General features: G+C 68.0%; 15 protein-coding genes. 9 read left to right on the plus strand and 6 right to left on the minus strand.

All coding sequences use genetic code 11. From position 1 onward, the window contains the following. Nucleotides 1-25: 25 nt before the first annotated feature. The 3 genes from IQ782_RS16130 to IQ782_RS16140 all read left to right on the plus strand — a co-directional run bounded on the left by IQ782_RS16130 (nucleotide 26) and on the right by IQ782_RS16140 (nucleotide 5,461). Nucleotides 26-1,324, plus strand: a complete 1,299-nt coding sequence (locus tag IQ782_RS16130; protein ID WP_194135692.1) for an efflux RND transporter periplasmic adaptor subunit — start codon at nucleotides 26-28, stop codon at nucleotides 1,322-1,324. After that, nucleotides 1,321-5,016, plus strand: a complete 3,696-nt coding sequence (locus IQ782_RS16135; RefSeq protein ID WP_194135693.1) for an efflux RND transporter permease subunit — start codon at nucleotides 1,321-1,323, stop codon at nucleotides 5,014-5,016. Before IQ782_RS16130 ends, IQ782_RS16135 begins: the two co-directional genes overlap by 4 nt. A gap of 100 nt (nucleotides 5,017-5,116) precedes the next feature. Continuing rightward, nucleotides 5,117-5,461 carry a hypothetical protein gene (locus tag IQ782_RS16140; protein ID WP_194135694.1) on the plus strand — a complete coding sequence of 115 codons (345 nt, stop codon included), beginning with the start codon at nucleotides 5,117-5,119 and terminating at the stop codon, nucleotides 5,459-5,461. Nucleotides 5,462-5,468: 7 nt separating this feature from the next. Here the strand turns inward: IQ782_RS16140 and IQ782_RS16145 are convergent, their stop codons facing one another. Then, nucleotides 5,469-5,678, minus strand: a complete 210-nt coding sequence (locus IQ782_RS16145; RefSeq protein ID WP_194135695.1) for a hypothetical protein — start codon at nucleotides 5,676-5,678, stop codon at nucleotides 5,469-5,471. A gap of 166 nt (nucleotides 5,679-5,844) precedes the next feature. Between IQ782_RS16145 and pepN the strand changes: the two genes are divergently transcribed. Continuing rightward, nucleotides 5,845-8,394 (plus strand): aminopeptidase N, encoded by a 2,550-nt coding sequence (gene pepN / locus IQ782_RS16150; RefSeq protein ID WP_194135696.1) that lies wholly within the window; start codon nucleotides 5,845-5,847, stop codon nucleotides 8,392-8,394. Beyond that, nucleotides 8,391-9,131 (plus strand): SDR family oxidoreductase, encoded by a 741-nt coding sequence (locus tag IQ782_RS16155; protein ID WP_194135697.1) that lies wholly within the window; start codon nucleotides 8,391-8,393, stop codon nucleotides 9,129-9,131. The genes pepN and IQ782_RS16155 overlap by 4 nt, the downstream gene beginning before the upstream one ends. A gap of 71 nt (nucleotides 9,132-9,202) precedes the next feature. Here IQ782_RS16155 and IQ782_RS16160 read toward each other — a convergent pair whose 3' ends face one another. Continuing rightward, nucleotides 9,203-10,114 (minus strand): transglycosylase SLT domain-containing protein, encoded by a 912-nt coding sequence (locus IQ782_RS16160; RefSeq protein ID WP_240989340.1) that lies wholly within the window; start codon nucleotides 10,112-10,114, stop codon nucleotides 9,203-9,205. Between the two features lie 249 nt (nucleotides 10,115-10,363). On the opposite strand from IQ782_RS16160, the gene IQ782_RS16165 reads away from it, so the two are divergent. Both IQ782_RS16165 and gatB read left to right on the plus strand, forming a co-directional pair. Further along, a complete protein-coding gene (locus IQ782_RS16165) occupies nucleotides 10,364-11,659 on the plus strand; it encodes a hypothetical protein (RefSeq protein ID WP_194135698.1) in 1,296 nt (431 codons plus the stop codon). Then, nucleotides 11,647-13,161 (plus strand): Asp-tRNA(Asn)/Glu-tRNA(Gln) amidotransferase subunit GatB, encoded by a 1,515-nt coding sequence (gene gatB, locus IQ782_RS16170; RefSeq protein ID WP_194135699.1) that lies wholly within the window; start codon nucleotides 11,647-11,649, stop codon nucleotides 13,159-13,161. Before IQ782_RS16165 ends, gatB begins: the two co-directional genes overlap by 13 nt. A gap of 94 nt (nucleotides 13,162-13,255) precedes the next feature. On the opposite strand, the gene IQ782_RS16175 is transcribed toward gatB, so the two are convergent. Both IQ782_RS16175 and IQ782_RS16180 read right to left on the minus strand, forming a co-directional pair. After that, nucleotides 13,256-14,869: an OpgD/OpgG family glucan biosynthesis protein gene (locus IQ782_RS16175; protein WP_194135700.1), complete on the minus strand. Its 1,614-nt coding sequence runs from the start codon at nucleotides 14,867-14,869 to the stop codon at nucleotides 13,256-13,258. Between the two features lie 146 nt (nucleotides 14,870-15,015). Further along, nucleotides 15,016-15,609: a TetR/AcrR family transcriptional regulator gene (locus IQ782_RS16180; protein WP_194135701.1), complete on the minus strand. Its 594-nt coding sequence runs from the start codon at nucleotides 15,607-15,609 to the stop codon at nucleotides 15,016-15,018. A 151-nt stretch (nucleotides 15,610-15,760) separates the two neighbouring features. On the opposite strand from IQ782_RS16180, the gene IQ782_RS16185 reads away from it, so the two are divergent. Continuing rightward, the gene (locus IQ782_RS16185) at nucleotides 15,761-16,330 is read left to right on the plus strand and encodes a carboxymuconolactone decarboxylase family protein (protein WP_194135702.1); all 570 of its coding nucleotides are present in this window, start codon (nucleotides 15,761-15,763) and stop codon (nucleotides 16,328-16,330) included. 19 nt (nucleotides 16,331-16,349) lie between these two features. Here the strand turns inward: IQ782_RS16185 and IQ782_RS16190 are convergent, their stop codons facing one another. Together IQ782_RS16190 and IQ782_RS16195 are read right to left on the minus strand one after the other, a co-directional pair. Next, nucleotides 16,350-16,613, minus strand: a complete 264-nt coding sequence (locus IQ782_RS16190; RefSeq protein WP_338092597.1) for a DUF6525 family protein — start codon at nucleotides 16,611-16,613, stop codon at nucleotides 16,350-16,352. Further along, nucleotides 16,610-17,836 carry a GTP-binding protein gene (locus IQ782_RS16195; RefSeq protein ID WP_194135704.1) on the minus strand — a complete coding sequence of 409 codons (1,227 nt, stop codon included), beginning with the start codon at nucleotides 17,834-17,836 and terminating at the stop codon, nucleotides 16,610-16,612. The genes IQ782_RS16190 and IQ782_RS16195 overlap by 4 nt, the downstream gene beginning before the upstream one ends. A 133-nt stretch (nucleotides 17,837-17,969) precedes the next feature. On the opposite strand from IQ782_RS16195, the gene IQ782_RS16200 reads away from it, so the two are divergent. Next, nucleotides 17,970-19,145, plus strand: coding sequence for a benzoate/H(+) symporter BenE family transporter (locus tag IQ782_RS16200; protein ID WP_194135705.1), 1,176 nt, complete (start codon nucleotides 17,970-17,972; stop codon nucleotides 19,143-19,145). Nucleotides 19,146-19,282 lie beyond the last annotated feature (137 nt).

Raw genomic sequence — 19,282 nt, forward strand, 5'->3', positions numbered from 1 at the left:
AGGGCCAGCACTTGGGAAGGCCATCATGAAACTGATTTCGATCCTGACCGCCATTTTGGTCGCAGCGGTGCTCTACGCGGTGGTTCTCGACCGCGACCGGCTCATGGGCTGGGCCCGCGGTGGCGCGCAGGAGCAGCAAGAGACCGCAACCGCGGCCTCCCAGGACCCCCCGGCAGCACCCGCCGAAGCAGCGACGGTGGCTGGCGCGGTCGCGGTGATGGCCCGACATTCCCAGGCGCAGGAGATCGACGACGCGGTTCTGCTGCGTGGCGAAACCCAGCCCTCGCGCGAGGTCGAAGTGCTGTCCGAGGCCTCGGGCCGGGTGATCTCGACGCCGCTGCGCAAGGGCAGCATGGTCGAGGAAGGCGCGGTACTTTGCGAACTCGACCCCGGCACCACAGGCGCGGCGCTCGTCGAGGCCGAGGCACGGCTTGCCGAGGCACGGGCGCAGCGCCCGCAAGTCGAGGCCGCGCTGCCCGAGGCCGAGGCCCTGCTGGCGCAGGCCGAGGCCGCCGTGGCCGAAGCCGAGATCAACCTCACCGCCGCGCGCGAACTGTCGCAGGGCGGCTATTCCTCGCGCACCTCCGTTGCCTCCGCCGAGGCCAAGATGCGGGCTGCCGAGGCCAGCGTGCGCAGCGCCGAAGCCGGGCTGGAAGCCGCCCGCGCCGGCACGGACAGCCTCGAGGCCTCGATCCAGAGCGCCGAGGCCGCCGTCGCCACCGCCCGCAAAGCCGTCGGGAACCTGACCATCACCGCGCCCTTCGGCGGCGTGCTGGAGAGCGACACCGCCGAACTCGGTCTGCTGATGAGCACCACCGGCAACGCCAGCTGTGCGCACATCTTGCAACTCGATCCGATCCGGCTGGTGGGCTACGCGCCCGAGGCCGACGTGGCGCGCATCCGTCTGGGCGCACGCGCCGGGGCGCAGCTGACCGGCGGGCAGACGCAGGCGGGCACCGTCACCTTCGTCTCGCGGCAGGCCGACGAGACCACCCGCACCTTCCGCATCGAGGTCACGCTGGAGAACCCCGATCTGACGCTGCGCGCCGGGCAGACAGCGCGCATTTTGATCGAGGCCGATGGCGCGCTGGCCCACCTGCTGCCGCAGAGCGCGCTGACGCTGAACGACGAGGGCCGCATGGGGCTGCGCACGGTCAGCGCCGAGCAGACCGCGCAATTCATGCCGGTGAGCATCCTGCGCGACACCCCCGAAGGCGTCTGGATCGCCGGATTGCCGGACAGTGTCGACGTGATCACCCTCGGGCAGGAATACGTCACCGACGGCGTGCCGGTCGCGCCGAGCTACCAGGAGATCCTCCAGTGACCGGCATCGTCGACTGGGCGGCGCAGCGCGCGCGCATGGTGCTCGCCTTCATCGTCCTGTCGATCGTCGCCGGGGCCTTCGCCTATATCACCCTGCCGAAAGAGGGCGAGCCGGACATCGAGATCCCGGCGCTCTTCGTCTCGGTCCCCTTCCCCGGCATCTCGGCCGAGGACGCCGAGACGCTGATGGTCAAGCCGATGGAGACCGAGCTTTCGGACATCGACGGGCTCGACAAGATCAGCGGCGTCGCCTCCGAGGGCTATGCCGGGGTCGCCATGGAGTTCGAGTTCGGCTGGAACCGCACCGAGACCATGGCCGAGGTGCGCGACGCGATGACCAAGGCGCAGGCCAAGTTCCCCGAGGGCGCCGAGCAATACACCATCTCCGAGATCAACTTCTCGGAGTTCCCGATCATCATCGTCTCGCTCACCGGCCCGCTGCCCGAACGCACCATGGCGCAAGTCGCCAAGGACCTGCAGGACCGCGTCGAGGCGCTGGATTCGGTGCTCGAAGCGGGCATCGCGGGCAATCGCGACGAGATGGTCGAGGTGGTGATCGACCCGCTGAAGCTGGAAAGCTACAACGTCACCGCCAGCGAGCTGATCCAGACCGTCCAGAACAACAACCAGCTGATCGCCGCCGGTGAAGTGCGCTCCGAGCGCGGCACCTTCTCGGTGAAGATCCCCTCGAGCTTCCGCGAGCCTCAGGACATCTTCAACCTGCCGATCAAGGTGAATGGCGACCGGGTGGTGACCCTCGGCGATCTCGCGGACATCCGCCTCACCTTCGAGGACCGCACCGGCACCGCGCGCTTCAGCGGCGACACGGCGGTGGCGCTGCAGGTGGTCAAGCGCAAGGGTTTCAACCTCATCGACACCGCCAGCGCGGTGCGCGCGACCGTGGCCGAAGCGCAGCGGGGCTGGCCCGAAGAACTGCGCGCCACGGTGACGGTCGAGGAAAGCAACGACCAGTCGCGCATCGTCGACTCGATGGTCAGCCAGCTCGAAGGCGCGGTGCTGACCGCCATCGCGCTGGTGATGATCGTGGTGCTGGGCTCGCTCGGCACCCGCGCGGCGCTGCTGGTCGGCTTCGCGATTCCCACCTCCTTCCTGCTGTGTTTCGTGCTGCTGGCGGTGATGGGCATCACCGTGTCGAACATCGTGATGTTCGGCCTGATCCTCGCCGTGGGCATGCTGGTCGACGGCGCCATCGTGGTGGTGGAATACGCCGACAAGCGCATCTCCGATGGCGTGGGGCCGATGCATGCCTATGTCGAGGCCGCCAAGCGGATGTTCTGGCCGGTGGTCAGCTCCACCGCCACCACGCTCTGCGCCTTCCTGCCGATGCTGTTCTGGCCCGGCGTCGCGGGCGAGTTCATGGGCATGCTGCCGGTCACGCTGATCTTCGTGCTCTCGGCCTCGCTGATCGTGGCGCTGGTCTACCTGCCGGTGATGGGCGGTGTTTCGGGGCGCTTCTCGCGCCTGCTGCACAATGCCTCTATGGCGCTGCGCAAGCGGGTGCAGGGCTGGCCCGCACGCGCGGCGCTGGTGGTGGTCGCGCTCGGGGGGATGCTGCTGGGGGCGCTGCTGGTGCTGAACCCGTCGTTCCTCGGGGTCACGCTGATGGAGGGGCGCGGCGCACGGGTGCCGGGGATCGTGGTCTTCCTGCTCTTCGCCGTCATGGCCTCGATCACCCTCGATGCGGCGCAGATCGAGCGCACGCAGAAGCGCGTGCGCAAGACCTACCGCCGGACGGTCTTCGGGCGGGTGATCCAGTTCGTCACCGGCAACCCCGTGATGCCGCTGGTGACCATCGGCGGGGTGATCTTCTTCGTCATCTCAGTCTTCGGCTACTACGGGCAGAACAACAACGGCACCGAGTTCTTCACCGAGAGCGAGCCCGAGCAGGCCATCGTCTACGTGCGCGCCCGAGGCAACCTCTCGTTGGCCGAGAAGGACGCGTTGGTTCAGCGTGCCGAGGCGATCGTGCTGCAGCATCCGGGCATCGAGACCGCCTTTGCCTTTGCCGGCGACGGCGGGCTGGAATCGAACACCGGCGGCGCGCAGCCGCCCACCGACACCATCGGGCAGATCCAGCTCGAGGTTGTCCCTTGGGAAAACCGCCGCGACCGGCCCGAGCTTGACGGCGACCTGGTGCTGGCCGAGCTGACCGAGCAGCTCGCGACGATCCCCGGTATCCAGACAGAGATCCTCAACCTCGCCATGGGCCCGGCCTCGGCCAAGCCGGTGCACCTGCGGATCAAGGGCGACAACTGGCAGGACCTGCTGGCCGCCACCGAGACCGCACGCGCCGAGTTCGACGCCATGGCCGGGCTGCGGCTGATCGAGGACACCCGCCCCCTGCCCGGCATCGACTGGCAGATCGACGTCGACGTGGAGGAGGCCGGGCGCTACGGCGCCGACGTGGCCACCGTCGGCGCCATGGTGCAGCTGGTGACGCGCGGCGTGACGCTCGACACCATGCCGGTGGACAGCTCGGACGAGGAGATCGACATCCGCGTCCGCCTGCCCGAGGAGGATCGCGTGCTCTCGACGCTCGACAATCTCAGGGTGCGCACCACCGATGGGCTGATCCCGCTGTCGCATTTCATCACCCGCACCCCGGTGCCCAAGCTGGCCGAGATCAACCGGGAAGGCCGCAAGCGCTACTTCGACGTGAAGGCGGGCGTGACCGAGGGGCTGGTGAAATTCACCTCGGGTGGTGAGACGCTCGGCTACGGGCGCGAGGTCGAGGGCGGTGCGCTCACCGTGCGAGGGGCCGGCTACGAAATCACCCGAACCGAAGACGGCCAAAGCGCCGAAGCGATCCGCGAGGCGGCCACCACCGGCGCGCTGGCCACGGTGCCGGTCACCGCCAACGAGCGCATTGCCACCCTGACCACCGCCTTGCAGGAGACCGACTTCCCGTCCGGCATCAGCTGGGAGTGGACCGGCGACCAGGAAGAGGAGGCGGAAAGCCAGGCCTTCCTGACGCAGGCCTTCGCCGCCGCGCTGGGGCTGATGTTCATCATCCTGCTGGCGCAGTTCAACAGCTTCTACAACTCGGTTCTGGTGCTGCTGGCGGTGGTGCTGTCCACGGCGGGCGTGTTCCTCGGGATGATCGTGATGGACCAGACCTTCTCGATCATCATGTCGGGCACCGGGGTCGTGGCGCTGGCGGGCATCGTGGTGAACAACAACATCGTGCTGATCGACACCTTCCAGGACTACTCGCGCTACATGCCCCGGATCGAGGCGATCATCCGCACCGCCGAGGACCGCATCCGGCCGGTGCTGCTGACCACGATCACCACCATCGCCGGGCTTTTCCCGATGATGATCGGCCTCAGCCTCGACTTCTTCGGCGGCGGCTATTCGATCGACGCGCCGACCTCGCTGTGGTGGAAGCCGCTGGCCTCGGCCGTTGTCTTCGGCCTGTCGATCGCCACGGTGCTGACGCTGGTCTTCACCCCGGCGATGCTGGCGCTGCGGGTGTGGCTGTCGACCTACGCGCATTGGCTGGCGCGGCTTCTGGCCATCGCCTCCTTCGGGCGTGGCAGCCGCGCGGCGCGGGACTGGGCGCTGCAACGCGAGGCCCGCAAGGTGAAGGCTCCGCTGATCCTCTGGGACGATCCGGATGCCGAGGGCACCGGTGCACCGGGCGCGAAGACCACCATGCGCGCGGCGGAATAGCGCGGGGCTCCGGCAGCGCCGAGATTTGGCGCGGCCGGGGGCAGCGCCTATATCTAAGGCAGGCGTCGGATAAGCCGCGCCTGCGATCCGGAGACCCCCGATGAAAACTGTGATTGCCGCCCTCGTCCTTGCCGCCCTGCCCTTGCCCGCGCTGGCGCAGCTCAAGGGCTGCGCGCCCGACAAGAACGGCATCACCCGCTGCCCCGGCGCATCGACATTTTCCACCGACCAACTGGGCATCACCCGCGAAACCCGCAGCGCCCCGCAGACCACGGATCGCAACGGCATCGTGCGGGACAATACCGGCGGCGGCTATTTCATCGCACCCGGCGATCCGACCGCCGACCGCGGCGGCAGCGTCAGCCCGGTCCGGCCGCCCAGCACGACCCGCCGCGCAGAGAAGAACTGCACCACCGATCGCGACGGGATCGTGCGCTGCGAGTGATCCTACGTCATTGACGTTCGCCCTCTGAAGGGGTCTCCGCGCGCGTTGCCGCCGCCGGAGGTTCTGCCTGCCCTGGATCGGGAGCGTCGCTTTCCGCGGCATAGAGCAACCACCACACCAGCAGTAGCGCCGCGACCACCAATCCGGCCCAGATCGCCATCAGAGCACCGCGGTGTTCCTCCTCCTGCGTTTCGCTGCGGGTCTTGGGTGATGACATGTCTCTCCTTTGCCTCCGCCCCGCAGGCCCTGCGGCGCGGCTCCGGCCTTCGTGCCCGCCCGCAGGCGCATTTCCCCTGCGCAGCGGTTGTAGCGTCCTGCTCATGGGCATAACGTCGCGCATGACTGCCGGTTCCGGCCGCAACTCCAAAGGCAAGGAGACGCCCATGAAGGACGCAAGCCCCCAAACCATCTACCTCAAGGATTACACCCCCTTCGGCTGGACCGCCGAGGAGGTGCATCTGACCTTCGTGCTTGCGCCCTCGGCGACCCGTGTCCGCTCGCGCATCCGCTTCGCGCCGAACCCCGAGGCACCGAAGCAGGACTTCTTCCTGCACGGCGAGCAGCTGAAGCCGATCTCCTTCGCCATCGACGGCACCCCTGTCACCCCCGAGATCAGCGACACCGGCCTCACCTGCGCGGTGCCCGAGGGCGGCTTCACCTGGGAGGCCGAGGTCGAGATCGCGCCGGTCGAGAATTTCGCGCTCGAAGGTCTCTACATGTCGAACGGCATGTACTGCACGCAATGCGAGGCCGAGGGGTTCCGCAAGATCACCTTCTACCCGGACCGCCCCGACGTGATGTCGGTCTTCACCGTGCGGATCGAGGGCGACGAGAGGGTCAAACTGTCGAACGGCAACCCGAAAGGCAGCGGCGAGGGCTGGGCCGAGTGGCACGACCCGTGGCCGAAGCCCGCGTACCTGTTCGCATTGGTCGCCGGCGATCTGGTCAACCATCCCGGCAGTTTCACCACCATGTCGGGCCGCGAGGTCGAGCTGAACCTCTGGGTGCGCCCCGGCGACGAGGGCAAATGCGCCTTCGGCATGGAGGCGCTGAAGAAGTCGATGAAGTGGGACGAGGAGGTCTATGGCCGCGAGTACGACCTCGACATCTTCAACATCGTCGCCGTCGATGATTTCAACATGGGTGCGATGGAAAACAAGGGGCTGAACATCTTCAACTCCTCCGCCGTGCTCGCCTCGCCCGAGACCGCCACCGATGCCAACTTCGAGCGCATCGAGGCGATCATCGCGCATGAGTATTTCCACAACTGGACGGGCAACCGCATCACCTGCCGCGACTGGTTCCAGCTGTGCCTGAAAGAGGGTCTGACGGTCTTCCGCGACGCGCAGTTCACCTCGGACATGCGCGGCGAGGAGGTGAAGCGCATCTCCGACGTGATCGACCTGCGCGGCCGCCAGTTCCCCGAGGACCAGGGGCCCCTCTCGCACCCGGTGCGCCCCGAGAGCTTCCAGGAGATCAACAACTTCTACACTGCCACAGTCTACGAGAAGGGCGCGGAGGTCATCGGCATGCTGAAGCGGCTGGTGGGCGACGAGGGCTATGCCAAGGCGCTCGACCTCTACTTCGAGCGGCACGACGGCGATGCGGCCACGATCGAGGACTGGCTGAAGGTCTTCGAGGAGGCCACGGGCCGCGACCTGACCCAGTTCAAGCGCTGGTACAGCCAGGCGGGCACGCCGCATGTGGCCGTGTCGGAGGCGTTCGCGGATGGCACCTACACGCTGACCCTCAAGCAGCACACGCCCCCCACCCCCGGCCAGCCCGAAAAGCTGCCGCAGGTGATCCCGGTGGCGGTCGGCCTGCTCTCGCCCAACGGCGACGAGGTGGTGCCGACCACGGTGCTGGAGCTGACCGAGGCCGAGCAGAGCTTCACCTTCGACGGCCTCAGCGCCAAGCCCGTGCCCTCGATCCTGCGCGGTTTCTCCGCCCCTGTCGTGCTGGAGCGTGAGAGCAGCCCCGAGGAGCGCGCCTTCCTGCTCGCCCATGACACCGACAGCTTCAACCGCTGGGAAGCCAACCGCGACCTCGCCCGCGAGTGCCTCGTGGCGATGATCACCGAACGTGCCGCGCCGGACGTGGCCTGGCTCGACGGGCTGGAGGCGGTGATCCGCGACAGCGCGCTCGATCCGGCCTACCGCGCGCTGATGCTCGGCACGCCGACCCAATCCGAGCTGGCGCAGGTGCTGCATGCGCGCGGCGTGACGCCCGACCCCGACGCGATCTGGACTGCCACCGAGACCCTCAAGACCACCCGCGCCGAGCGCTGGTCGAAACTGCTGCCCCAGCTCGCCGAAGAGGCCAAGGTCACCGAGCCCTACCAGCCCGACGCCGAGCAATCCGGCAAGCGCGCGCTTGGCGGCGCGGTGCTGGCGCTGACCACCCGGCTCGACGGCGGCGCGGCGGCGCAGGCGCAATACGACAGCGCCGACAACATGACGCTGCAACTCTCGGCGCTGGCCTGCCTCGTGCAGGCGGGCGCGGGCGCGGACGCGCTGGCGAAGTTCCGCTCCCAGTGGAACGGCGACCGTCTGGTGATGGACAAGTGGTTCGGCCTGCAGGTCGCCGCCTCGGGTCCGTCGGAAACCGCGGACCGCGCCAAGGCACTGACCGAGGATCCGGACTTCGACATGAAGAACCCCAACCGCTTCCGCGCGGTGATGGGCGCGCTGGCGATGAACCACGCCGGGTTCCACCGCATCGACGGCGCGGGCTACAGGCTGCTGGCGGACTGGCTGATCAAGCTCGACGAGAAGAACCCGCAGACCACCGCGCGCATGTGCTCGGCCTTCCAGACTTGGAAGCGCTACGACGCGACGCGGCGCGGGCTGATGCAGGCCGAACTCGAGAAGATCGCCGCCAAGCCGGGCCTGTCGCGCGACGTGACCGAAATGGTCACGCGGCTGCTGTCATGAGCCGGCTGCTGCTGGTCACCGGCGGCAGCGCCGGCATCGGGGCGGCCACGTGCCGCCTCGCTCCCGCGCGCGGCTGGGAGCGCGTGGTGGTCCACTACGGGCGCGACCGCGAGGCCGCCGAGGCGGTGGCCGAGGAGGTCCGCGCTGAGGGCGCCGAGGCGCATGTGCTGGGCGCCGATGTCGCGGACCCCGCGCAGGTGGTAGAGCTTTTCGCCGAGCTGACGGCGCTGGCACCGGGGCCGCTCGATCTGGTCAACAACGCCGGGATCGTCGCGCCCACCGGAGCGCTCGCCGATCTCACGCCCGAGCGCGTCCGCCGTGTCTTCGAGGTCAACGTTTTCGGCGCGATCGAGGTGGCCCGCCAGGCGGTGGCCTACATGCGCGCCCACGCGGGGGGCGGCATCGTGAACGTCTCCTCGGTGGCGGCGCGGCTCGGCTCGGCGCGGCAGTACATGGACTATGCCGCCTCGAAGGGCGCGATCGACACGTTCACGCTCGGCCTCGCCGATGAACTGGCCGCCGAAGGCGTCAGGGTCAACGCCGTGCGCCCCGGCCTGATCGAGACCGGTATCCACGCCAAGGGCGGCGAGCCGGATCGGCTGGCGCGCATCGGCCACACCCCGCCGCTGGGCCGCGCCGGCACCGCCGAGGAAGTGGCTGAAAGCATCCTGTGGCTTCTGTCGGACCGCGCGGGCTATGTCACGCGCAGCATCCTAGATGTCGGCGGCGGGCGCTGAGGCCCCGAAGAAATTCGGGCGGAACCATGTCTGGTCCCGCCCGTTGATACCTTGAAGCGATGTTCAGCAGATCAGCCGTCGGTCTCCAGAAGCTGTCCCTGGGTCGAGATGAAGGTGTTCGCATAGCTTGCGTCGAGCGGGCGCGATCTGGCCAGCGGACGGATGCCGGTGCCCGCCTCGTTGGAGGCCATGATGCCGGGCAGCAGGCTGACCGGGCGCTCGATCGGGCGCAGCGAGCGGCCAAGCCCCGTGCAATAGGCCTGCGAGCGGGTCCACTCGATCATGTCCTCGCGCTTCGCGCGGGAATGGAACGGCCCCCAATCGGCAGCCACCCCGCGCATGTTGGCGCTGACCACGCCGTCGCGGGCAACGGTACGTGCCATGATGCGCAGGCCGCAGGACAGGTTGGCGCGCGGATCCTTCAAACCGTCGACGGTGGTTGCCTGGCAGCCATAGAGCCGCGCGGTCGAAGGCAGGATCTGCATCAGGCCGATCCACTTGCCGCCGCCACCAACGGCGGTCGGCTTGAAGGTGCTCTCGTGCTTGACCAGCGCCGAGACGAGGCCCAGCCAGAACGCCTCGCGCTGTTCGCGCGAGCCGCTTTCGTAGGCGGGGCACCAAGTGTCGATGTCTGCCGGCACCACGTCGGGCAGCGCATTGGCGTGACCGCGGAGCGAGGAAAGTACCGCCAGCGACCAGGTGCTGCGGCCGCCGGAGGTTCCCCAGCGGGCCTTTGGAATGGTCATCCGCCGCGCCAGCGGGCGAGGCGAAACGGACACGGCGCGGAGCGACTCCGGGGCCTCGGACAACGCGTGGGGCGAGACGCGAGGCATCGTCGGAGCGGACACCGCGAAGGCTGCCTGCGTGACGGGTGCAGGGCCGGTATTCGCTTGGGCCATCGGCGCGATCATCAACGCCGCGAGGGCTGGAATGGAACGGTTCAGCATGGCGCAGAACTTGCCCATGACGGACAATCCGGGCAAGCCTGACGCTTCTTTATGGGCGGCGGATCGCCGATCCGAACAAAAGACATCTGATTTTCCGCAGATAATTCGAGAATCCCGATCTCCTGAAATCGAACAATTTGCCACCGTCACGCCCTTGCCTTGTCTCGGGACCTGCGCGTGTCTGCCCAGTTCCGGCCTGATTCTCCGGCGAGTCTCGCGCCCATGCCGCGTGATGTGACCCGCCTCTTTCCGCTTCTGCCGGGCATGCCCCGGCGCCGAGTCCCGGTGATCGGGAGCGGCCGCGAAGACGCGCCTGCGGCGGTTTCCGGAGGCGGCGATATCCTCATCCCGGCGCTCGACACGAGCCCCGATGAAAGCGCCTGTGACGACCTGCGCGGGCGCGGAATGCGGCTTGCCCGGCAGGAGCGCTGGTCGACACTCGACAGCACCCTGCGCGAGGCCGACCTCGCCCGCAGCCGTACCCCCGGCGGCATGCTGTCGAGTCGGCTGCTCTGCGAAGGTGCCGTCGAGGACGTCGTTGCGCGCGCGGCAGAGGCGGTGGCGCTCGGCGACCCCGCCGCGGCGCGGATGGCGGTGCTCGGCTTTGGCGGCGCGCTCGGCCCCACCATCGAGTCCCCCATGCGGGCGCTGCTCGCGGCTTCGGCACATATTGCCGTGGCCCGGCTCTGGCGCGAAGCGGGCATCTCCCCCCTGCCGGAGCCCCAGCGTCGCGCCGCTGTGCAACAGCACCTGGAGACGGCACATCTCGTGCTCCGCCCGCATGATCCGGAGGAGCTGGGCTCTGCGGCGCTTGCCGCCGCGCGCTGCGCGGTGCTGGAGGTGCTCCCCGCGCCCGCGTCGCATGTCGCGCGCAGCTACAAGACGCTGTTCAAGGCCGATCCGGGCGGCACGGAGCATCAGCGCGCCTTCGGGCTCGACCTGTCTCCGGCGCGCTTTGGAACCTGGTCACGGCTCGATCGCGCCGCGCGCGGGATGGTTGCCCGGGGCGGCGCGCATCGCGGGTGCGCGGCCTACACGTGGGTCTGGCTCGATGTGCTGGCGCAGCAGCCCGAGGGTTTCGGGCATGTGGACGCCGAACTTTTCGTCGAGGGGATGCACGACATCCTGCGGCCGGGCAGCGGCAGACCGCGGGATTGCCGACCGGACCAGCATCTTGCCAACCTGCTTGCCGCCTGGTGCAGCCGGCACACTTCGGCACGCCCCGAGCCGTGCCGCCAGCCCGGTGACCCTGCCCGCGCCCGCATCGGCGGCTGCCTCGGCTGGATCGTCACGGACCAGCTGCGGGAATTGCACCCTCTGCTCTGGGCCGCGACCGACGGTGCACGCCACGTGCCCGAGACGGAAAGGTCGGCGATCCGCACCCGCGGCACAGAAGCCGCTCGGGCCGCACTCCGCGGGGTTCTCGCCCATCAACTGGACCGTGGGCGCCGCGTCATCTTCACCGAGGATGGGCTTGGCCTTCAGCCGGACGGCCGCGGCTCCTGCACCCTTGCCCCCTGTGCCGCTCTGGCGTATCCCCGTCGCAACCTGAGAGACGAGGACCCCCCATGCTTGACCTGAGCTTCGAGCCCCCCAAACCCAAGGTCATCGCCGGCGCCAAATACGATTGGGAGCTGGTGATCGGGATGGAAATCCACGCCCAGATTTCCACCGAGGCGAAGCTGTTCTCCGGCGCCTCGACCAAATTCGGCGCCGAGCCCAACTCGAACGTCGCCTTCGTGGACGCGGCGATGCCCGGCATGCTGCCGGTGATCAACGAGTACTGCATCGAGCAGGCCGTGCGCACCGGGCTTGGCCTGAAGGCAGAGATCAACCTGAAATCCGCCTTCGACCGCAAGAACTACTTCTACCCCGACCTGCCGCAGGGCTACCAGATTTCCCAGCTTTACCATCCGCTTGTCGGCGAAGGTGAGGTGATCGTGGACATGGAGCCCGGCATCGCCCGCAAGGTGCGTATCGAGCGCATCCACGTCGAGCAGGACGCCGGCAAGTCGATCCACGACATGGATCCGGCGATGTCCTTCGTCGACCTCAACCGCACCGGCGTGGCGCTGATGGAGATCGTCTCCCGCCCCGACATCCGCGGCCCCGAGGAAGCGGCGGCCTATGTGGTCAAGCTGCGGCAGATCCTGCGCTACCTCGGCACCTGCGACGGCAACATGCAGAACGGCAACCTGCGGGCGGACGTCAACGTCTCGGTCTGCCGTCCCGGCCAGTATGAGAAGTACCAGGAAACGCAGGACTTCAGCCACCTCGGCACGCGCTGCGAGATCAAGAACATGAACTCGATGCGCTTCATCCAGCAGGCCATCGACTACGAAGCCCGCCGCCAGATCGCCATCCTCGAAAACGGCGGCAAGGTGGACCAGGAGACGCGTCTCTACGATCCGGACAAGGGCGAGACCCGCTCGATGCGCTCCAAGGAAGAGGCGCACGACTACCGCTACTTCCCCGATCCCGACCTGCTGCCGCTCGAAATCGAGCAGGCCTGGGTGGACGACATCAAGGCCTCGCTCCCGGAGTTGCCGGACGAGAAGAAGGCGCGCTTCGTCAATGACTTCGGCCTGTCGGAATACGATGCCGGCGTGCTCACCGCGGAAGTGGTGAACTCGGCCTATTTCGAGGACGTGCTGAAGGGCTGCGACGACGGCAAGCTGGCCGCCAATTGGGTGATCAACGAGCTCTTCGGCCGCCTCAAGAAGGAAGGCCACGACATCACCGAGAGCCCGGTCTCGCCGGCGCAGCTCGCCGGGATCATCTCGCTGATCAAGAAGGGCGACATCTCGGGCAAGATCGGCAAGGACGTCTTCGAGATTGTCTACACCGAGGGCGGCGACCCGGCGAAGATCGTCGAGGAGAAGGGCCTCAAGCAGGTCACCGATACCGGCGCCATCGAGGCCGCCGTGGACGAGGTGATCGCCGCCAACCCGGCGCAGGTCGAGAAGGCCAAGCAGAACCCCAAGCTCGCGGGCTGGTTCGTCGGCCAGGTGATGAAGACCACCGGCGGCAAGGCCAACCCCAAGGCGGTGAACGATATCGTCGCGGCGAAACTCGGGCTCTGACGACGTCGCTTCGCGAAATCGGAAAGGCCGCCCAAGCGGGCGGCCTTTTTCTTTGGTCAGATCACGCGGGCGGCGCGCCGGGCTGGGCCGCGCCCTACCCCCGCGCCGCGAGCAGCGCGCGCAGCTGGCTCGGGAAAAGCTGCAGGATCATCGTCTCGGTCATCGCCTCGCCCTCATGCGAGACATAGACCCGCAGGTCGATCGGTTCGTCGTCCTCCGCCGCGATCGCCGAGAAATCGAGGTCGAACATCGCCCGCCAGTTCTGCGTGCTGACCACGGGATAGGCCGCCTCGCCCGAGACCTTTCCGCGCGAGGCGGTGACAACCGGCAGCGTGTCGGGACCACGGTCCATCCCCTCCATCCCCAAACCGTCGAAGTCGCAGACGACCTTCACCGTATCCGCCGGGCGCGGCTGGCCGGGGATGCCGCCCTTGCCCATGCGCACCGCGATGAACCGCGCGGCCTGCGGCGGCACCGGGCAATCCTCGAGCCAGGAAAGCTGGTAGTTCATGCTGTAGGAACTTCCCGCAGCGGCGGGCTCCGCCGGGGTCCAGAAGGCGACGATATTGTCGTGGATCTCATCGTCCGTGGGCAGTTCGACCAGTGTCACGGCGCCCGGCCCCCAACCCTCCTGCGGTTTGATCCAGGCCGAGGCGCGGCGCTCGTAGAACACGCCATCATCCTCGTATTCGCTGAAGTTTCGCTCGCGCTGCATCAGCCCGAACCCGGCAAGATCAGTGGCGCCAAAGGCATTGGCCATGACCCGCGGCGGGTTGTTGAGCGGGCGCCAGATGCGCTCTCCGCCGCCGGTGTGGATTTCCAGCCCGTCGCTGTCATGCACCTCGGGACGCCAGTCGGCGGCGACGTGGCGGTTGTGCTTGCCGAACCAGAACATCGAGGTCAGCGGCGCAACCCCCAGACGCGCGACATCGCCGCGCAGGAAGATCTCGGCCGAGACGTCCTGGATCACCCCGTTGTCGCGCCGCGAGGCGATGCGGTAGGCGCCGGTGGCGCGCGGGCTTTCCAGCAGCGCGTAGGTGGTCACCGCCCCCTCCGCCCCCTGTTCCAGCCAGAAGCGGGTGAAGCGGGGAAATTCCTCGGGGCCGTCGGGGATCGCCGTGTCCATGGCCAGCCCGCGCACCGACAGCCCGAACTGCCCGGAATACCCCGCCGTGCGCCAATACGAGGCGCCTAGGAAGGCCATCCAGTCGAGCCGGTCGGCGGGGTCCTGCACCGCGAAACCGGCAAATCCTTCGGTTTTCTCGAGCCGATTGGCAGGGCTGCCCTGCGGGATCTCGAACAGATCGCGGGAAAACGGAACCTCGCGCGCGGTGCCCTCTTCGAGCGCGTAGACATGCACCGGCTCGGGGAAGTAGCGGCCCGGAAAGAAGAAGCGCACCGGCTGCGCATCTCCTTGCCCGGACCAGAGCGCCCGGTCCTCGCGGAAACGGATTGCACCATGCGCATCGTAGTCGATCTCCTGAAGGATCTCGGCATCCGGCACCGCCATCGGCGTGAAGTTTTCCTTCGCCAGATTTGACGCAAGCTCGCGCAGCATGTCGAAGCTGAAGGGCTTGGGCGGGCCGAGCGGGATGCCAGAGGCGATGGCCCCGGACTGCGCACGGGCGAAATCGGGCAGCACCGAAAAGGCGCCGGTAGCAAGCACGGATGCAAGGAAGGCGCGGCGGTCGAGCAGAGCGTCGGACATGCGGGTCTCCGGAAAACGAATATTCCTGAGCAAATTTGGCACTTTTCCGCGTCGCAGCAATCGCATTTGCCACGGATGCGCGAGGCTTTGCCGATTTTCCGACCTTACGTCAAGTAGGCGACACCGGGCAGCCCCCGCACACGGCCTCAGGCAAGGGCGCGCCCTTCCAGTTCGCGCGCGATGTCCTCGGCGAGCTGTGCCACCTTTTCGCGGCTGTCGGTTCGCTGCGCATAGGCACGCAGACCGAAGATCTCGGCCTGGAGCCGACTGGCGCAGCGCTGCGGGTCGGCCTCTGGACCGAGTTCACCGCGCTCCTGCGCCTCGCGGAAGGCATGGGCGAACATCGTCTCCATGCCGCGCATCAGATTTTCTGTCTGCACGCGCAGGCCCGGATCGTCGTCTGGCGTTTCAAGAAGCGTCTTGACCAGCATGCAGGCGCGCGAGGGAACGGTATCGCTGGCGCATCCGAGTTTGCGCACGTGGTTGGCGAGCCCCTGCAGACGGCGCGGCCCGGCCTCGAGGGTTTCGAGGAATTGCAGGCGCGAGGTTTCGGCGTAGAGCGCCAGCGTTTCGGAATACAGCGCCTCTTTCGAGCCGAAGGCGGCGTAGATCGAGCCGGGGCGCATGTCGAGCGCCAGCTCGAGGTCCTTGAGCGAGGTTGCGTGGTAACCTTTCGACCAGAAGAGTTCGAGCGCCTTGCCCAGCACCTCCTGCCTGTCGTGTCGCGCCTGTCTGGCCATTGCCCTGCCCGTTCCCTTCCCTCGCCCGCCGTCGGCTGCGATCCGCTTTGCCTGAACGAGCGCTCAAAATGTATCTTGAGTGATCACTCAAGTAAAGCTATCTCTCCCTCATCAATTTGAGCAATCGCTCAAGAATCAGGGAAAGACAGAGATGACCCAGTTCACCAAGCACACGCTCGACACCGCCCCCGAGGCGAGCCGACCTCTTCTGGAGCATTCGCAAAAAGCCTTTGGGCGCCTGCCCGGACTGCATTCGGTGATGGCCGAGGCCCCGGCGCTGCTCGACGGCTACAAGCATCTGCATCGGCTGTTCGCCGAGGAAACCAGCTTCGACAAGGACGAGATCACCGTGGTCTGGCAGACGATCAACGTCGAACACGCCTGCCACTACTGCGTGCCCGCCCACACCGGCATCGCCAAGATGATGCAAGTGGATGACGCGATCACCGAGGCGCTGCGCGACGAGACGCCATTGCCGAACGCCCGGCTCGAAGCACTGCGCGACTTCACCCTGCAAGTGGTCCGCCAGCGCGGCGCGTTGGACGAAGCCCAGGTGCAGGCCTTCCTCGACGCCGGGTACACGCAGCGGCAGATCCTCGAGGTGATCCTCGCCGTCGCGCAGAAGGTCATGTCGAACTACACCAACCATCTCGCGGACACCCCGGTGGATCAGGTGATGCAGAAGTTCGCCTGGGAAAAGAAGTCCGTGGCCGCGGCGTGAAGCCAAGGGCTGGCCGGGGTCATGGGTGCCCCGGCCAGGCACCCTCGCGCGCGAGCTGCCTGGCCTCGATCGCGTTCAACCGCTCGGCCGCCGCCTTGCAGCAGCCGCTCCGGCGAAGCGCTGCGCGCCAGGCGCGCAGTGCCGAGCGCGGCGACCAGGGCAGCGCCGCCTGAGCCAGCCAGGCCCTCAGCTCGGGCGGCAGCCGGTCATAGGCAGCCATGATATCGGTCTCGCGCCGGCGGCTGGGACTCGCCCCAAGGTTGCGCCGCTGGCCGCGCCTCACGACCCCTGCACCTCGCGCCAGGCGGGGAAGGGATCTGTCAGCCCATCCCAGTTCCCCGGTTCGAAAACCCCTTCGCAGACCAACGCCCCATCGAGCGCCGCGGTGATCGCCGCCCTGTCAAACCCCGCGCCGATGAACACCAGCTCTTGCCGCCGGTCGCCAAATGGCTCTTGCCAATGCTGCGCCAGATAGTCGCGAAACCCAGCGTGCGCCGGCATCCGCTCGGGCGGCACGCTCGCCCACCAGCGCCCCATCGGCCGCACGGAGCTGAGCGCCCCCGCCAACGAGAACTCTGCCAGCCAGTCCGGACGCGTGGCGATCCAGAAGTGCCCCTTGGCACGGATCACCCCCGGCAGCGGGCCGTTCAGCACCGCATGGATCTTCGCAGGCACGAAGGGCCGCCGGGCCCGGTAGACGAAAGACGAGACGCCGTATTCCTCGGTTTCGGGCACGTGGTCCGCAAAGCCGTACAGCTCCTTGGCCCAGAGCGGGTGCTCGTGCGCGGTCTCGAAATCGAAGCGCCCGGTGCCCATGATGCGGGCGGGATCGACCCGGCCATGGTCCGCCTCGACGATCTCCGCGTCGGGGTTGAGCGCGGTGATGATCAGCCGCGCCGCGGCCCGCGCGTCCTCGCCCGCGGTCGTGACCTTGTTGAGCACCACCACGTCGGCGAACTCGATCTGGTCGACCAGCAGGTCCACCAGCGTGCGCGTGTCCGCCTCGCCCAGACTCTCGCCGCGGTCGGCGAGGAAGTCATGGCTGGCGTAGTCGCGCAGCAGATTGGCAGCGTCCACAACGGTCACCATCGTGTCGAGCCGGGCGATGTCGGACAAGCTCTCGCCCGCCGCGTCGCGGAACTCGAAGGTCGCGGCGACCGGCAGCGGCTCGGAAATCCCGGTGCTTTCGATCAGGAGGTAGTCAAAGCGATGCTGCGCTGCGAGACGGCGGACCTCGGTCAAGAGATCGTCGCGCAGGGTGCAGCAGATGCAGCCGTTGGTCATCTCGACCAGGGTTTCCTCGGTCTGCGACAGCTCGGCCCCGCCCCCGCGCACAAGGTCGGCGTCGATGTTCACCTCTGACATGTCATTCACGATGACCGCGACACGGCGGCCTTCGCGATTGTTCAGCACCTGGTTGAGCAACGTTGTCTTGCCCGCTCCGAGAAAGCCCGACAGCACGGTGACAGGAAGACGCGGGTCGGCGGGGGTGGCGGATGTCGGCATGGTCGCTCTCGTGATTCGTTACGTTATAACGTACCATCTACCCGACACCGAACACCTCCTGCAAGTCCGCCCCCGCTTGCCATTCGGCGGCGCGCTGCCTAAGGGCGAACAAGACCCCACGTAAGGAGCCATCATGTCCCGATCCCCGCGCCGCCCCGGTCCCGACCTGCAGAACGTGACAACCGGGGCGATGGTGGCGATCGTCGGCGTGTTCAGCTCCTTCCCGATCGTGCTGCAGGGGCTGACCGCAGTGGGCGCGACCCCCGAGCAGGCAGGCGCGGGCCTTGCGGCGGCGGCGCTCTCCATGGCCATCGCGGGCATCGTTCTGGCCTGGTGGCGGCGCGAGCCCGTGTCCTGCGCCTGGTCCACCCCCGCCGTGGCGCTGCTGGCCGCCTCGCAGCCATTGGCCGACGGCTTTGCCGGGGCGGTGGCGGCCTTCATCGTGGCGGGCGGGCTGATCGCGCTTGCCGGGCTCTGGCCGGCGCTGGCGCGGCTGGTGACCTCGGTGCCCACGGCGCTGGCACAGGCAATGCTGGCGGGCGTGCTGGCGGGGCTCTGCATGGCACCGTTTCGCGGCCTCGCCGAGGCACCCGAGGTCGCCCTGCCGATCCTGCTCAGCTGGTTTCTCGTCGGGCGGGTGAAACGCATCCTCGCCGTGCCTGCGGCGGTGCTGGCGGCGCTGGGAGTGACGCTCTGGGCGCATGATTTCTCGCTGCCGATCACCGGCAGCTGGATGAGCCACCCTGTCTGGGTGACGCCGGTGTTCTCGCCCGAGGCAATCCTGAGCCTCGGCATCCCACTTTTCATCGTCACCATGGCAACGCAGAACATTCCCGCCGTGGCGGTGCTGCGCAGCTTCGGCTACACGCCGCCGCCCGGACCACTGTTGGCCGGGGTCGGCGGCATCTCGCTGCTGACCGCCCCCTTCGGCAACCCGGCGACCTGCCTCGCCGCGATCACCGCCACCATGTGCGCCAACGCCGACAGCCATCCGGACCCCTCGCGGCGCTACTGGTCGGCGGTGATGGCCGGTGTTTTCTACAGCCTTTTCGGTCTCTTCGCCGTGGCGGTGACGGCCGTGGCCGCGCTTGCCCCGGCGATGACGCTGCAGGTGCTGGCAGGCGTGGCCCTTCTGCCGGTCTTCGCCGCCTCGGCCAGCGGCGCACTGCGCGAAGAAGAGAGCCGCGAGGGGGCGGCGGTGACCTTTCTGGTGACCGCCTCGGGCCTCACGCTCTGGGGCCTCGGCGCGGCGGTCTGGGGGCTGGCGTTCGGGGGCATCGTCCTGGCGTTTCGCCCGCGCAAAAGCTGAGTTCGCGCAGGCATTTACCGCGGGAGTTGCAAAATGCACCTGCGCCCTTTCCTTCCCGGATCGGCGCAATAGTTCCGATGTCTACCGGGGCACCGTGAGGTCGCGGTTCCGCCCCCAGAATTGATCGGGGCCACGGG

Source organism: Salipiger mangrovisoli, from assembly GCF_015223355.1.
GTDB lineage: Bacteria > Pseudomonadota > Alphaproteobacteria > Rhodobacterales > Rhodobacteraceae > Salipiger > Salipiger mangrovisoli.